Annotated in this window: 17 protein-coding genes; 11 read left to right on the top strand and 6 right to left on the bottom strand. The window is 37.0% G+C overall.

Annotated features, from left to right (window positions below):
- Window positions 1–93 precede the first annotated feature (93 nt).
- Both AC2CGN_RS24770 and AC2CGN_RS24765 read right to left on the bottom strand, forming a co-directional pair.
- Window positions 94–582 carry a hypothetical protein gene (locus AC2CGN_RS24770; protein ID WP_484516840.1) on the bottom strand — a complete coding sequence of 163 codons (489 nt, stop codon included), beginning with the start codon at window positions 580–582 and terminating at the stop codon, window positions 94–96.
- Between the two features lie 232 nt (window positions 583–814).
- Window positions 815–1270: a YoqH family protein gene (locus AC2CGN_RS24765; RefSeq protein ID WP_484516838.1), complete on the bottom strand. Its 456-nt coding sequence runs from the start codon at window positions 1268–1270 to the stop codon at window positions 815–817.
- 369 nt (window positions 1271–1639) lie between these two features.
- Here AC2CGN_RS24765 and AC2CGN_RS24760 point away from each other — a divergent pair, with 369 nt between their 5' ends.
- The gene (locus AC2CGN_RS24760; protein ID WP_484516836.1) at window positions 1640–3148 is read left to right on the top strand and encodes a recombinase family protein; all 1509 of its coding nucleotides are present in this window, start codon (window positions 1640–1642) and stop codon (window positions 3146–3148) included.
- A gap of 18 nt (window positions 3149–3166) precedes the next feature.
- Here the strand turns inward: AC2CGN_RS24760 and rlmD are convergent, their stop codons facing one another.
- Genes rlmD through AC2CGN_RS24745 form a run of 3 tightly spaced genes read right to left on the bottom strand, consistent with a single transcriptional unit; the run spans window position 3167 to window position 6360 of the window.
- On the bottom strand, window positions 3167–4549 hold the full coding sequence (gene rlmD / locus AC2CGN_RS24755) for a 23S rRNA (uracil(1939)-C(5))-methyltransferase RlmD (protein WP_484516834.1): 1383 nt from the start codon (window positions 4547–4549) through the stop codon (window positions 3167–3169).
- Window positions 4550–4590: 41 nt separating this feature from the next.
- Window positions 4591–5409, bottom strand: a complete 819-nt coding sequence (locus tag AC2CGN_RS24750) for a delta-lactam-biosynthetic de-N-acetylase (protein WP_286924829.1) — start codon at window positions 5407–5409, stop codon at window positions 4591–4593.
- Window positions 5410–5463: 54 nt separating this feature from the next.
- On the bottom strand, window positions 5464–6360 hold the full coding sequence (locus AC2CGN_RS24745; protein ID WP_429988097.1) for a TIGR01777 family oxidoreductase: 897 nt from the start codon (window positions 6358–6360) through the stop codon (window positions 5464–5466).
- 134 nt (window positions 6361–6494) lie between these two features.
- On the opposite strand from AC2CGN_RS24745, the gene recX reads away from it, so the two are divergent.
- From recX to AC2CGN_RS24730, 3 genes are read left to right on the top strand one after another with little or no spacing between them, the layout of a single operon-like run.
- Window positions 6495–7298, top strand: a complete 804-nt coding sequence (recX, locus tag AC2CGN_RS24740) for a recombination regulator RecX (RefSeq protein ID WP_484516832.1) — start codon at window positions 6495–6497, stop codon at window positions 7296–7298.
- Window positions 7295–7624 (top strand): YfhH family protein, encoded by a 330-nt coding sequence (locus tag AC2CGN_RS24735; RefSeq protein ID WP_429983058.1) that lies wholly within the window; start codon window positions 7295–7297, stop codon window positions 7622–7624. Before recX ends, AC2CGN_RS24735 begins: the two co-directional genes overlap by 4 nt.
- Window positions 7625–7894: a YfhJ family protein gene (locus tag AC2CGN_RS24730; RefSeq protein WP_286924833.1), complete on the top strand. Its 270-nt coding sequence runs from the start codon at window positions 7625–7627 to the stop codon at window positions 7892–7894.
- A 37-nt stretch (window positions 7895–7931) separates the two neighbouring features.
- On the opposite strand, the gene AC2CGN_RS24725 is transcribed toward AC2CGN_RS24730, so the two are convergent.
- Window positions 7932–8918 carry a metal-dependent hydrolase gene (locus tag AC2CGN_RS24725; RefSeq protein WP_429986139.1) on the bottom strand — a complete coding sequence of 329 codons (987 nt, stop codon included), beginning with the start codon at window positions 8916–8918 and terminating at the stop codon, window positions 7932–7934.
- Between the two features lie 172 nt (window positions 8919–9090).
- Between AC2CGN_RS24725 and mutY the strand changes: the two genes are divergently transcribed.
- From mutY to AC2CGN_RS24690, 7 genes are all read left to right on the top strand, one after another.
- Window positions 9091–10128 (top strand): A/G-specific adenine glycosylase, encoded by a 1038-nt coding sequence (mutY, locus tag AC2CGN_RS24720; protein ID WP_484516830.1) that lies wholly within the window; start codon window positions 9091–9093, stop codon window positions 10126–10128.
- A gap of 69 nt (window positions 10129–10197) precedes the next feature.
- Window positions 10198–10374, top strand: a complete 177-nt coding sequence (locus tag AC2CGN_RS24715) for a gamma-type small acid-soluble spore protein (RefSeq protein ID WP_286924836.1) — start codon at window positions 10198–10200, stop codon at window positions 10372–10374.
- Window positions 10375–10675: 301 nt separating this feature from the next.
- Window positions 10676–10933, top strand: coding sequence for a hypothetical protein (locus AC2CGN_RS24710; RefSeq protein ID WP_484516828.1), 258 nt, complete (start codon window positions 10676–10678; stop codon window positions 10931–10933).
- Window positions 10934–11078: 145 nt separating this feature from the next.
- Window positions 11079–11627: a nucleoside tri-diphosphate phosphatase gene (gene ntdP, locus AC2CGN_RS24705; protein WP_283869608.1), complete on the top strand. Its 549-nt coding sequence runs from the start codon at window positions 11079–11081 to the stop codon at window positions 11625–11627.
- A gap of 241 nt (window positions 11628–11868) precedes the next feature.
- Entirely contained in the window at window positions 11869–13614 is a 1746-nt protein-coding gene (locus AC2CGN_RS24700; RefSeq protein WP_429986137.1) for an ABC transporter ATP-binding protein, read from the top strand.
- A gap of 280 nt (window positions 13615–13894) precedes the next feature.
- Entirely contained in the window at window positions 13895–14908 is a 1014-nt protein-coding gene (locus tag AC2CGN_RS24695) for an ABC transporter ATP-binding protein (protein ID WP_429983052.1), read from the top strand.
- Complete coding sequence (locus tag AC2CGN_RS24690; protein WP_286924840.1) at window positions 14883–15872, top strand: ABC transporter ATP-binding protein; 990 nt, start codon at window positions 14883–14885, stop codon at window positions 15870–15872. Before AC2CGN_RS24695 ends, AC2CGN_RS24690 begins: the two co-directional genes overlap by 26 nt.
- Window positions 15873–15887 lie beyond the last annotated feature (15 nt).

Here is a 15887-nt window from a genome sequence, read left to right as displayed (position 1 = left end):
CGCTTTTTAGTATAGCATGAAGTGTTTTTTAAATTAAAAGATTTTTATTGACAATCTATTAGCTGGTTTAGTTTAAGAAAATGTTATTCAAATTTAATCAATTGAAATAACACCATCCGTAATTGTTATAAAGTTTGCGTTACCACCGATAATACAAATTATATAATCCCCATCCACCTTTACATCAAAAGAAGTTGTCAGTTTATCAGAAACAGGGGCTGAAAAAATCTCTGTATATTTCCCATTTAATATGTATCCAACTCCAGTATGACTTAAGCCATCAGGGATTATCGTTAAATCTACTAATACATTATCTCCTTCTTTTAATTTCAATCCTTGAACTTCGCCATCTAATAAGAAAATATCACCATTGTGCAAATCCATATTTTCGAAATAGTAGTTATTTGGAGATTTCTCATTTAGTGTAATATTGATTTTATTCCAAATGTCTGTAAATTCATCCTCAAATTTAACTTTAGTTTCTACTTTTGCTGTCACTTCTTTGTTATCAGCAGCATCATCAGTACAGCCTGATAAAGCAAATGTTCCTAGTAAAATGCTTATGTAAAAATACTTTTTCAAAATTTCCACCCCACTTAACATTAATTAAGAATCAATTTAATAATAACAGATATGGTGTTTATTGTATTTAAGGTTCCTAAAGCGTCGTTTGGTCACATTTCTTAACTTAGCGTTGTAAATCCCCATAATTTTGAAGGTACTCCTTGTTGAACTAAACTGCCTCGTTAGTTCAATAAAGAAAAAATGAGCTGCATATGCAACTCAATGATCTTCAATTAAAGCACACGTTAGTTCAACAAGGTTTGAGTATTTTTTCAAGTACAATAGGACCCGTTTTCTTTGTCGTTGTATTGACTGTGCGAACTTTGATACGAGTAGGTCGCATTATAGGAGAAACTTCATCCAAATTCCCAGCCCAAGTAGTTTCTCCGTAGTTAGTTAAAGGGGACAACGAGAAAATCCAACTTATTTCTTTCGGAATATATGCTAATACTTCATAACCATCATAATCCCCAAAACTAGAAGGTTTCGGTAAATGAAGTGCGTGAACACTTAGACTCGTCCGCTCATCATTAAACTTTCTTTCAATATTATAAATCAGTGCTACTCCTCTGGCATTTTTAGGTGCGTTTTTTGTTGGTTCAAGTATTGCTGAACAAGGCTGCAACTCTTCAATTTTATTTTCAGAGTGTGTTTGTGAAGGAAGAGTTACTAAAACGAAGATAAGGCTAAAAAGCATTTTTTTCATTTCTAATTCTCCTTAAATTTGTTTAGTATCATTGTCCCCAAAAACTCCATATTTATTGAATTTCAATCGTTCCTTGTTGTATTATCCTGTCCCGTTACTTAACTAGCAACAATCTTTAAGAAAACAGCCAAATTTAAAACCATAAATACGTTTATGGAGAAATAATTAAAGATTCTTTCTGAAAGGGTTGAATTTTTGAGGATCCAGAAAATATAATCCCTTTGTAAAATTAAGTAGCGAATTAGAGGGAAGAACATTTTTGTCAGCATTAAATAAACATTGCTCTTTAAAATCACTAAAAATTGTTAATACTATAACCGTAAACCCACCAACATCTCATTACAAAACTGAAATTGGTGGTGAGTGTATATGAGATGTGCAATTTATGCTCGAGTGTCAACAGAAATGGATGGTCAAAAAACATCTATAGATAACCAAATTAAAATCTTTATGGATTACGCAGCTCAGAGGAATTGGGAAATTGTCCAGATTTATGAGGATAAACAGTCGGGAACGAAAAATAATAGACCAGGGCTAAGAAAACTTATAGAAGAAGGAAAGGCAAAGAAGTTTGATGTTATTTTGGTTAAAGAACTCTCGAGATTAGCTCGAAATGGTGCTTTGTCATACGATCTTAAGGACATTTTTGATTTGCACAATATTCATTTAGTTTGTCTAGATAACTCAGTTAATACTTTAGAAAAGAATGATGTAAACTACGGTTTATTTGCTTGGTTGTACGAGATGGAATCGAATAATAATAGTAGAAGAAATAAACAGGCAAAGCGAGTTAAAGCAAAGCAAGGTCTATATGTAGGTTCGAATCCCCCTTATGGGTATAGAAACGAAAAAGGAAAGCTTATTATTCAAAATGATGAAACACCCGAAGTAGTGCGGCGTATTTTTAAAGAGTATTTAGAGGGTAAAGGAATGGATTCGATTGCGAAAGGTCTATTTAATGAGCATATTCCAACTCCTTCTCAAATAATTAAGAAAAAAAATGCATCTTCTATTTGGCATTCCTCTACAATTAAAAATATTCTAACAAACAGGCATTACTGTGGCGATTTAGTACAAATCCGTGAAGAAACCATTTCTGTTAGAACAATCAAACGTCGTGAAATTGAGGAAGACGAGCGGATCACCAGCGAAGGTACTCACGAACCCATTATTTCATTTGATACATTTAAAGCGGTAGAGAAGATGTTACAAAAGAGAACTAAAATCGCAACAGCGCCATCAACCCATCTTTTTTCAAACCTAATATTTTGTGAAGACTGTGGAAAGGGGCTCTGGTATAGAGCAAGTAGTAAGCATTATCGTTGCGGGGGGTATATTCGACACGGCGAACGTTATTGCTTAAATAAAATGCCTATTAGATTGAATGAAATAGAAAGTGTAATTCAAAATGACTTAAAAGATTTATTTCAATTCTTTCGAGATGATTCCCTAATGAATGAATTTGAAAGTAAGATGAACGAAAATAAGCATCAAATTCAGAGTGCGATAAAGAATGCGGAAAACAAGATGGAGAAATTAGAAATGAGGAATCGTAGCTATCTAGATCTGTACACTGATAAGATCATTTCTAAGGAAGAGTTAAAGAAGCTTAGAGATATTGTCAGTAAGGAACTAGAAGAAATTATGATGACCAAATCAGAACTAGGCAAAAGTTTAGAGAATAACTCGAATGAAAGTTATAGTTTAGCTTTAAAAAAGAAACTTGAAAAATTCCTGTTCGTTGAAGAATTGAACAAACATATGATTAATGCATTAGTCGGAAAAATTTCTTGGAATCAGAATGGTGAATTGCGAATTCATTATAATTTTGAAAATCCATTGCAAATTAAGAAAGAAGACAACGACCTGTTAGGGTAGTTGCCTTCTTTTAAAGGGCTAAAGCCCTTTTTTTAATACTAGTTGCGAGACGCACTCCACTTGTGCCGTTTGTGCAAACATATCTACAGGCTGAATATACTTAACATCATAAAACTTCGATAAGTCGTTTAAATCCTTCGCCAAAGTTGATGGATTGCACGATGTATAGATAAAGCGTTTTGGTTTTAATTTCAATACAGTACGGATAAATTCCGGTGCCAGACCTGTGCGGGGTGGATCTACTGTAATTACATCTGGTGTAAAGCCTTCCTTACGCCATTTTGCTAAGACGCTTTCTGCTGTGCCGACTGCATATTTTGTATGCTTGAAGCCGTGGTTACGTGCATTTTTACGTGCGTCCTGAATACTTTCAGGAATAACATCCATTCCACGAACTTCTTTAGCTTTGTCTGCTAGCCATAAACCGATTGTCCCAACGCCACAGTAAGCATCTACCACTGTTTCTTTGCCAGTTAATGCAGCGGCCTTTTTGATTTCATCGTATAGATGAACAGTCTGTGTTGGATTCAACTGGAAAAAGGCACGTGCAGATAAGTCGAAGGCTAACTCACCAAGCTCCTCATGGATTGTTTCCTTACCATCAAGAACAATCGTTTCATCACCGAAAATAAGTGATGTTTTCTCACGATTAATATTTTGTGCAATGGACACAATACTTGGATCGATTTTTTTAATGCGCGAAATAAGCTCAGCTAAATGTGGAATTTCTTTACGCGTTGTAACGAGTACAACCTGCGTTTCTCCAGTGCGAATTCCTGTACGTACAACAATCGTACGCACTAAACCATCAAGCGTACGACCATCATAAACGGTAATATTCAGCTTTTGTAAAATCTTACGAGTAGCAACAGTTATTTTAGACGTAATCGGGTGCTGCACAAGGCAATCATTAATATTGAGTAGCTTGTTGCTCCCTTCAGCAAATAGGCCTGCATAGACACGTTTGCCTTCTTTTCGTACTTGGAATTGACTTTTATTTCGGTAATGCCAAGGATTATCCATTCCAAGTGTTTTTCGGACTTCAACAGTTGCAGCTAATGGTTTTGCATAACGCTCTAAGGCTTGAATAACAATATCACGCTTTTCCATTAACTGCTTGTCATATGTCATATGTTGAAGCTGACAGCCGCCACATTCATTGTAAACTGGACAAGGTGCCTCCTGGCGGTATTTTGAAGCTTTGCGAATCGTTAATATTTCTGCTTCGGCAAAGTTTCGCTGAGTTTTTGTTACCTGTGCAGTAATTTCTTCACCAGGTATAGCACCCTTTACGAAGACGACATTGCGCTTATAAAAGCCTACACCTTCGCCATTAATGCCGAGTCTTTTTATTGTTAAAGGGAATTTTTGTCCCACTTCCATTGTTGTTTGCTGTGTCAAGCATTCCACGTCCCTGTTCGTTTAATATCTACTCATTATAACTAAGGAGTGGACGATTGCAAAGCAACAGGGAAATCTTCATATTCTAAAACTAAATCGTCCAGTGATAAAAATGTATACCCTTGTTTTTTCGCTTCGGCAATAAACATAGGAAGCGCTTCTGCATTATCCTGTGCCACAGTATGCATTAATATGACAGCGCCCGGGTGTAGCTGTTCCATTAAAGCATTATACGCATAATCTGCACCACGGCGTTCATCTCTCATCCAATCCTTAAAGGCAACTGACCAAAAAATATGGCGATAGCCCTCAGCATTCCCTACCTCTAATAATTTTGCATTAAATGTACCTTCAGGGGGACGAGCGTAGGTTGTACGTTCAATACCAGTTAGTTCACGGAGCTTATCGTCAAGTTTTTTCCATTCCGAACGCATAGCTTCTGGTGTTATTCTTGCCATATTGGGGTGTCCATATGAATGATTGCCAATGGTATGCCCATCTTTAACCATACGTTTCACTAAATCGGGGGCACTTTCTAGATAATGACCAGTTAAAAAGAAGGTAGCTGGTGCATTTTCTTTCTTCAAAGTATCCAAAATACTTTCTGTAAATCCATTCTCATATCCATTATCAAAGGTTAAATAAGCAACCTTTTTATCGGGCTTACCTTTATAAATAGCACCATATTTATCAAGAAGCTGATCAAGCTGTGCACCAGCCTCAGCCTGTTCTCCATTTTTTGCCCTTTTAAAGCCCCAATTATGTTCATCAGAGCCAGAAGCAAAATACGGATTAAAGCTTACTGCTGCGGCAATAATAAAAGTAGCAATCACTGCTCCAACTATATGTTGTTTCCACATAAAAAAACGCATCCTTTCTTTTTCATTAGAATGCGTTGTTTTTTAAAATTTATCCTAGTGCAAATCATAAAGTGCTTCTTTTAAATGTGGAAAATGAAAGGTAAAATGTTGTTTTTCTAATACAGTAGGCAATACGTGTTGTCCTTCTAATACAAGCACACTTTGTTCTCCAAGTGCTAAACGCATCGCGATGCTAGGCACAGGCATCCAATGACTTCTTCCAATTATCATGGCAATTGTTTTTCCGAAATCTTTCATACGCACTGCATGGGGGGCAGTGACATTAAAGGGACCTTTAATGTTTTCATTTGTAATCGCGAAATAAATAGCACGGGCTACATCCTCCACATGAACCCATGAAAGCCATTGCTCACCAGAACCTATAGTGCCTCCAATATGCATTTTATATGGTAGTAGCATTGAGGGGAGAGCACCTTGATCACGCCCTAAAATTACACCAAATCGAGCAAGCGCAACTCGTACACCTAATTTTTCTGCACGTTTAGCCTGTCTTTCCCAATCTTGTACGGTCGTACCTAAAAAATCAGTTGCATAGTCCATGGAATCTTCTGTATAGGTTGCTGTTGTAGAGGTTGGATAAATCCCAACTGCACTCGCATTAATTAATACTTTTGGCTTTGCGGAAAGATGCTCCATAATTCTTACGATTTCAAGTGTTGCATCCATACGACTTGTATAAATGGCTTTTTTCTGTTTTTTTGTCCAACGTCCATTATTTAAAGATATTCCTGCTAAATTAACAAATGCATCCACTGTGTCTAACAACTGCTCAGGCCGTGTACCCTGTTGAAGCCATTGTACATATTGAATATCTTTTTCTTGCACGGTTTTGTTTCGAGTTAAAATAATGATTTCATGACCATTTTCTTGTAACAGTCTCGTTAGCTCTTTTCCTACAAAGCCGGTACCACCTGCAATAACGATTTTCATATGAGCCCCCTCCTTATTAAAGTATAGTATCTAGTTTACCATCTAATTGGATTAGACTATTCGATAAAGGCATAATACCGTAAAAATGCAGTACTTTGAATAATGTTATAATTGTAAATAGTGAGGTGTTTCATATGCGTATTATTACAAAAATTGCACGCCAAAAAAACAATCCAGAACGTTATAATATATATTTGAACGAGGAATATGCCTTTCCTGTAGACGAGGCTATTCTCATTCAATTTGGTTTAACAAAGGGCAAAGTGCTAGAAGAATTTGATATTCAAGAAATTGCCTATGAGGATGAAATTCGTAAGGCTTTTAATAAAGCATTAAATTTTTTATCTTATCAAATGCGAAGTGAGCATGAAGTTAAGAAAAAGCTTCTGACATTAGAGTTTGGAGAAGCGGTAATTTTAGAAGCTATACAAAAACTGAAATCATATGGCTTTTTAAATGATGAAACATACTCTAAGGCTTTACTCGATACGAAAAAAGCTACGATGAAAAAGGGACCTAAGGCAATTAGACAAGATCTTATAAAAAAAGGAATTGATAAGGACTTACAGGATGAGGTACTAGCTACCTTTAGTCATGAGGAACAGGTCAAACTCGCGATACAGTTGGCTGAAAAGGTTGTTCGATCCGAGAAAAAGAAAACGCCAACTCAAATCAAAGCTAAAATTCAGGATTTTCTAATGCGTAAAGGTTATTCTTTTACAGTTGTAGATGAGGTGCTAAGTCAAATTGTTATTGAACAAGAGGAAGATGAGTGGCAGCAATTGCTTGATGTTCAAGGCGAAAAGGTTTGGAAAAAGTACGCATCAAAGTATACTGGGTATGAGCGAAAAATGAAGATAAAACAGGCACTCTATCAAAAGGGCTTTCCTATTGAAGCTATAGACCGTTTTATAGAAGAAAAGGAGAATGAGGAATGAATGAAAAAAACTACGCGGTCATGTCAGAGCATGAATTACGCGAGGAAATTGCGATGCTAAAGGAAAAAGCACGTAAAGCTGAACAGCTAGGAATTATTAATGAGTTTGCCGTATATGAACGAAAAGCTTTAATGGCGGCTGCTTATTTAGTGGATTTAGATACGATTGTACCTGGTGAAATGTATCGTATAGATGGCTCTGATAATGAATTTTTCAAAGTGGATTATTTAAAGGGTCGCTTTGCTTGGGGACATCGATTAGGCGGTGACAAATATCAAGAAGCCTTGCCAGTTTCGATGCTATCTCCTGTAAAGGTGGGAAAATAAGTGGAAGAAAAGATTGAAAAATTGACTAGGGAGTTACTTGAAAAAAATCCACAAATGTCGGTAGGGCGTGCACGTGTTTGGGTTGAGCTTTTATGGAGTGATTTTGAATCAACTTCAGCAAAGGCTGGCTACGATTATCGTGGGGCTGATTATACGGAAAATTTGGTACGTCAATTAATTACAAGCTACGGTGATAAGCTACATAGCTTTGCGGGTCGCAATCCAAAATACGCTCATTTATTGGATGCTAGTGATGATATGATGCAATAATGAAAACCCTGACCAATCTCTGGTCAGGGTTTACGGTTTAATTACTTGCGCCAATCTGTAATTTTTTTTGAAGTTTATCTTCAGTAAAAATCCAGCCTGTATAGGAGGTAATTATCTCATTCTCATCATCTAAATGAGCGACAGCTACAAAAGGATAGCGATTATCACTGCGATAGCGAAGGTCAATTAACCTCACTTCTGTTAAGCCATTTTCTAGCTCAGAAATTTCCCAGCGATACAACGGCGAGAATGACACGAATGCATCGAGATTACGGTCTTTCATGGCTTTTTCTATAAGAGGCGTTTTCGGTAAAGGCTTTATTTCAAATTTATCATAAATATTAACTGTTCGCCCATAGGCACGGCCAACGTAATAATGTGTTTTTGACTTTGCTGCAATACGCCAGTGAAAGAATCGCATTGTTGGTGCTACAATAACATATTCCTCATCTTGAATAGTATGATGTACAGCCTTTTTAACGGATTTTTGGACTGCAAATCGTAATATATAATACATGATAATAATGAGATACATGATGCTAAATGTCCAAACAGGATTTGCACCGAAAGCCCATAATAAAATGCCGATGCAATGAAGAGAAAAAATAATAGGATCAAAGGTATTGATTACACCTAAAGCTACCCATTTCCTGGAGAATGGGCGAATGGCTTGTGTGCCATATGCATTGAAAATATCAACAAAGACATGAAGGGCTACAGCTAAAAATGTCCAGAGCCATAAATGAAACACATTTGCGTCTTGAATAATGAATGATAAAACCGCTGTAATTAAGATAGGCCAGAGAGCTACTGCTGGGAGCGAATGTGTAATTCCTCGGTGATGCCGAATGTAAATTGCATTATTGCGCAGCTTTAAAACAGTATCGACATCAGGTGCCTGTGAGCCAATAATCGTGCCTGCCATTACTGCAGTAAATGTCATTGAATGATTTGCTACCACGGGATCAGCTAAAGCAAGACCACCGAGGGCTATACCCATAACGAAATGTGTACCTGAATCCAAAAATATCCACTCCTAGTATGCGTGTAAATAGAGTACAATGGCATACATGTATTAATTAACGAGTAAAAAGAATATCCATGATAGAACAATTTATGTCGTTAGTTAAATAATCTTTTCTTAATTGTATACCCTTTTTACCATAATTTAAATCGTAAAAACACTGGAGGTCACTGTGAATTATCCATATGTAACAGAATTTCGACAATCATTAGTCGAATGGTTTAATGTAGAGAAACGTGATTTACCATGGAGACATACAAAGGACCCTTATAAAATTTGGGTATCTGAGGTCATGCTACAGCAAACACGGGTCGACACGGTTATTCCTTATTACAATCGCTTTATAGAAAGTTTCCCAACATTAGAATTACTTGCGGAGGCACCACAAGAATATTTATTAAAACACTGGGAAGGTCTTGGTTATTATTCCCGCGCCCGTAATCTACAGGCTGGAGTAAGAGAGGTATTGGAGAACTACGGAGGAATAGTACCCAATAATCGACATGAGATTTCGACATTAAAAGGTGTAGGCCCATATACAGCTGGTGCTATTTTAAGTATTGCCTATGATAAGCCAGAACATGCAGTTGACGGCAATGTAATGCGTGTGTTAAGCCGTGTACTCAATATTCATGAGGATATAGCCATCCCTAAAACAAAAAAGATTTTTGAAGCAGCCGTGGAAGAATTGATAGACCCTGAAAATGCATCATCCTTTAATCAAGGTTTAATGGAGCTGGGTGCACTAATTTGTACGCCAATATCACCAAAATGCTTATTGTGTCCCGTTCGTGAATATTGCATTGCTTTTAATGAAGGTGAGCCAGAGAAGCTACCTGTTAAATCAAAAAAAGTAAAGATGAAGCATCTGACATACGATGTCCTTGTATGTGAAGATCAAAATGGCCGAATTTTAATGGAACAGCGACCTGCAGAAGGGTTATTAGCAAATCTATGGCAATTTCCAATGATAGAGCACGGTAAAGATTCCATTGATACTTTTAAAATTGAATATTCTTTAGATGTTCAATCACAAACGGATTTACTTACGTTTAAACATGTTTTTTCACATTTAACTTGGCATCTAAATAGCTATTTCATGATATGTTATCATTCTACAGAAAAAGGTGTTTGGCTGACCCGAGAACAAATAAAGCAATTACCAATGCCAGTACCAATGCTTAAAATATGGAGGGAAATGGAAAATTAAAATAAGAAATTTATAAGCATAAAAGCATTCACCTCGGTACACAATAATTACCGTGGAGGTGAATGAAAAATGAAAAAGCAAAACAACGCAAATTTTCAACCAAATAAAAACATGCAACGTCAAAGTCAAGAGTTTGGTGCTGAGACTGATGTGAACGAAGTGCAAAAGCAAAATGCTAAAGCAGAGCAAAAGAAAGCTCAAGCTTCAGGAAACTTCACTAAAACAAACCAAGATCTTGGTGAATAACACTTTGTAATTGCATATTTGCATTTACCTCTAAGGAGCTGTCAAAATCAAAAAGATTACAAAGACAGCTCCTTTATATTATTAAAAACGTCCAAAAAGTGCTGGGCATAAAGAGAAATCGTGTGAAAAGCTGATCAGGTAGTCGAGGAAATTGAGGTTAGTATAGCTCGGATTGAGAGAAAAACTGCTCAGTTAGTCGAGGAAATAGCTCGGGTCGCGTAAAAAACTGCTCAGGTAGTCGAGGAAATAGCTCAGGTCGAGAGAAAAACTGCTCAGGTAGTCGAGGAAATCGCTCGGCCGCGTGAAAAATTGCTCAGATAGTCAAGGAAATAGCTCAGGTCGCGTGAAAAACTGCTCAGGTAAGGGAATCGCTCAGGTCGCGAGAAAAACTGCTCAGGTAATGGAAGAAATTGCTCGGGTCGAGAGAAAAACTGCTCAGGTAGTCGAAGAAATCGCTCGGGTCGCGAGAAAAACTGCTCAGGTAATGGAAGAAATCGCTCGGGGCGAGAAAAAAATTGCTCAAGTAATCGAAGAAATCATTGACTCACATAAAAAATAGAAATTCTCTTTAAATTTTTTGTGGAATTTGAAAAGGACGCAGGGAAATTTGTGGTTTTCTAACTACACCTTTCGCCTACACATTGCTATAATATACTAGAGACTGCTAGATTTAGGTAGCATAGACGAAAAGGTGGGCTTCAAAAATGGCAATACCGGTAGAAGGAGAAACGATACAAATACATAGTTATAAGCACAATGGCCGTATCCACCGGGTTTGGCAAGAAACAATGGTGTTAAAAGGAACGAAAAATATCATTATCGGTGCGAATGAACGGACACTTGTGACAGAATCCGATGGTCGTACCTGGCTAACGAGAGAGCCTTCTATTTGTTATTTCCATGCGGAGCACTGGTTTAACATCATCTGTATGCTGCGTGAGGACGGTGTGTATTATTATTGTAATCTAAGCTCACCATTTGTTTTCGATAATAATGCCATTAAATATATTGACTATGATTTAGACATTAAAGTATTCCCTGATATGTCTTATTCACTTTTAGATGAAGATGAATATGAGCTACACCGGAAAGAAATGTCTTATCCAGATGTCATTGATAAAATTCTAAAGCGCAATGTCGATAAATTAATTAGCTGGATTCAACAAAAAAGAGGACCCTTTGCACCTGATTTCATCGATGCCTGGACAAACCGTTATAAGTTTCAGCTCGATATGCAAGCAGATGATTGTTAAGTAGCACCTATTAGTTTTTACTAATGGGTGTTTTTTTCTTTTAAGTAGATGGGGGAAATTAGGTTTGTAAAATAGTAAGCGCAAAGTCATATTACATGTACTTAAAACGAAATATTGCTATAATTACGTTTGGGCATTCAGTTTGGAATGTCCATTTATCTTCTGTAGCGAAAGCAAAGAGGCAGCTACAATTACGCCAAGGCGAAATTGATTTTTTGACCCGTTAAGGATGTGATTAGAAATGGGTAGTATAAAGCGGTATATGCGTTTTGTAAAACCATATACTTGGGAAATTATTTTAACGATATTAATTGGTATAGTGAAGTTTGCTATTCCGCTATTTATCCCTTTGCTTATAAAAATTGTGTTAGATGATATTATTCCTGCGAATCATCTATCAGATGCAGAGAAAACAAAAGAATTATTTTATTGGTTAGGTGGTACCATCATTGTGTTCTTTATCATTCGGCCGCCAATTGAGTATTACCGTCAATATTTCGCTCAACATGTTAGTAATAAGGTGCTTTTTGATATTCGAAAGGAAATCTATGCCCATTTGCAGCGACTTAGTTTAAGATACTATGCAAATACAAGAGCCGGCGACGTTATCTCAAGAGTGATTAATGATGTGGAACAAACAAAAAACTTTATCATGACTGGTTTGATGAATGTTTGGCTAGATCTTGCCACAATTGTTATTGCCGTCATAATTATGCTGACAATGGATGTTAAGCTGACACTTGTAGCATTGATTGCGTTCCCATTCTATGCATTTAGTGTGAAGTACTTTTTTGGTAAGCTGAGGGATTTAACTAGAAAGCGCTCCAAGGCACTTGCAGGTGTGCAAAGTTATTTACATGAACGAGTAGCTGGAATGAGCATAATTAAAAGCTTTACACTCGAAAAGCATGAACAAAAATTATTTAATCAAGCAAATGGTGAATTTTTAGAGAAGGCTTTGGATCATACAAAATGGAATGCGAAATCTTTTGCTGTAGTGAATACCATTACGGATGTAGCTCCGCTGTTAGTCATTGCCTATGCAGGCTATCAGGTTATAAATGGGCCTCTGTCCATAGGAACGATGGTTGCCTTTATTGCCTATATTGAAAGACTTTATGGTCCACTTCGTCGTTTAGTTAGTTCATCTACTACATTAACGCAGTCAATTGCTTCAATGGACAGAATGTTTGAATTAATGGACGAACCTTATGAGGTGAAAAATAAGACTGATGCCGTTGAGTTAAAACGGGTAAATGGTGAGGTCCACTTTGACAGCGTGGATTTTCAATATGAAGCTAATGGCTCGAAAATTTTATCCAATATTCATTTTACCATTAACCCTGGAGAGACAGTGGCATTTGTAGGCATGAGTGGTGGCGGAAAATCCACGATTATCAGCTTGATCCCACGCTTTTATGATACAACAAATGGTATAGTGCGTATTGATGGCTATGATGTGAAGGATGTAACCTTGCATTCATTACGTTCACAAATAGGCATCGTGTTACAGGATAATATTTTATTCAGTGATTCCGTAAAAGAGAATATTTTAATGGGCAAACCAGATGCTACTGATGAAGAGGTCGTTTCTGCAGCGAAGGCAGCCAACGCACATGACTTTATCATGAGCTTGCCAAATGGCTATGACACCAAGGTTGGGGAGCGCGGTGTGAAATTATCTGGTGGTCAAAAGCAGCGTGTCGCTATCGCTCGTGTATTTTTAAAAAATCCACCTATTTTAATATTAGATGAAGCTACCTCTGCATTGGATTTAGAAAGTGAAGCACTTATTCAGGAATCATTAGAGCTGCTTGCACATGAGCGTACAACGATAATTATTGCTCACCGACTTTCTACAATTACACATGCTGATAAAATTATTGTCATTGATCATGGACAATTAATTGAAAGTGGTACACATGAAGAACTTATGAACAAGCAAGGTGTTTATTACAATTTATTCCAAGTGCAGCATTTAAATTGAAATTTATAATAAAAAATTTAAAAATAGTCTTCCGTTTAATTTTTAATGGAGGGCTATTTTTTTGCGATTTATGTAAAATATTATCGTTTGATAAGAAATAATTAGTATGTAGGTCGAATTGGATAGAAAATATATGTTTCTATGTAGAATAATAATGATTGAAAGAGAGAATATTTTTAGTTAGAATTATCTGAAAATAGGGAATTAAATGATAGTTAGTGTATTATATTAATAGAATTATACAATTAAGTAAAATACAGGTAGGACGGAGCGATTGTGCATGAGGAAAAAGCTGCTAGAAATAAAAGGTTTAAAAACGACCTTTTTTACAGATGATGGGCAAATTCCTGCCGTTGATGATATCGATTTTTCTGTGCATGAAGGAGAAATACTGGGGATTGTTGGAGAATCAGGAAGTGGTAAAAGTGTCACATCACTGTCCATTATGGGATTAATACCATCACCCCCTGGGAAAATAACAGGTGGCGAAATATTATTGGATGGCAAAAATCTGGCGGCATTATCAGATAAGCAAATGCAAAAAGTTCGTGGTAAAGATGTAGCAATGATATTTCAGGAACCAATGACCTCCTTAAATCCTTTATTTACAATTGGCGATCAGTTAAAAGAAGCAATTTTAATACATCAACCAAAATGGTCGAAAAAGGAAGCGTTTGCAAGAGCGGTTGAAATTATGAAGATGGTTGGTTTACCCCGTGCTGAGTCATTATTAAAAGATTATCCACATCAATTATCAGGAGGAATGCGACAGCGTGTCATGATTGCGATGGCACTTCTCTGTGATCCGAAGGTTTTGATAGCTGATGAGCCAACTACTGCTCTTGATGTTACGATTCAGGCACAAATTTTGCAGTTAATGAAAGACTTGAATAAACGTTTAAATACAGCTGTTCTATTGATTACCCATGATTTGGGTGTCGTAGCAGAGACATGTGAGCGTGTCATTGTGATGTATGCTGGACAAATTGTTGAAGAGGCGCCAATTCAGGAGATATTCGCTAACCCTAAGCATCCTTATACGCAAGGGCTTATTAAGTCTGTACCTGATATGCGTTATAAAAAGGATAACCTTTATTCGATACCTGGAAGTGTACCAAAGCCAGGGAGTATCAAGGTTGGCTGCCGTTTTGCAGCACGCTGTGAATTTGCGATGGATCGTTGTCAACTGGAAACACCACCTTTATATGAAGCAGCAGAGCAGCATAAATCGAGATGTTTTTTACTAGAGAAACAGGGGGTGGGGCAGGATGTCGAAAGTTTTGTTGAAAGTTGATGGCTTAAAAAAGTATTTTCCTATTCGACAAGGCATTCTTAATACACAGGTTGGGGATGTGAAGGCAGTGGATGATGTTTCTTTTGAGGTTTTTGAAGGAGAAACATTAGGCATTGTAGGGGAATCGGGATGTGGCAAATCAACTACTGGCCGATTGTTAATGCGATTAATTGAACCAACAGAAGGAAATATAGAATTCGCAGGGAAAGCGATTTCAGAATTATCCAATAATGAGATGCGTAAGGCACGAAGAGATATTCAAATGATTTTTCAGGATCCCTATGCCTCTTTAAATCCAAGACACAATATTGGGAAGATTTTAGAGGAGCCTCTTATTGTACATGGTATGGGTAATGCTAAAGAACGAAAGCAGAAGGTTTTGGAACTTCTAGAAACGGTTGGTCTAAATGAATATCATATTAAGCGATATCCACATCAGTTTAGTGGTGGTCAAAGACAGCGTATTGGCATTGCTCGAGCCTTGATGACCAATCCACGTTTAATTATTGCAGATGAGCCAGTTTCAGCACTCGATGTATCCATACAGGCACAGGTTTTAAATTTATTGCAAAAGCTGCAAAAGGATTTAAAGCTGACATATATTTTTATTTCACATGACTTAGGTGTCGTGCGTCATATCAGTAATCGTGTTGGTGTGATGTATTTAGGTAAATTAGTAGAGTTGACAGCAAGTGAGGATTTATATGCAGAGCCGCTTCATCCATATACACAGGCTCTCTTATCTTCGGTTCCTGTTCCAGATCCTACGTTTGAGCGTGAACAACTGATTATTACTGGAGATATTCCGAGTGCTTCAAATGCGCCTAGTGGATGCACTTTCCATACAAGATGCCCTTTTAAAAAGGAAGAATGTTCTCAATTAGTGCCAAAAATGCAAGAAGTCAAACCGGGTCATTATGTTGCTTGCCATCTTTATGATGCTATTCAACATTCAATGATATAAAAAAACATAGGGGGA

The sequence above is a fragment of the Lysinibacillus sp. DFXJR4 genome, from assembly GCF_057196045.1.
The sequence above is the reverse complement of the archived record's forward strand: the minus strand, read 5'-3'. Positions and strand labels throughout refer to the sequence as shown.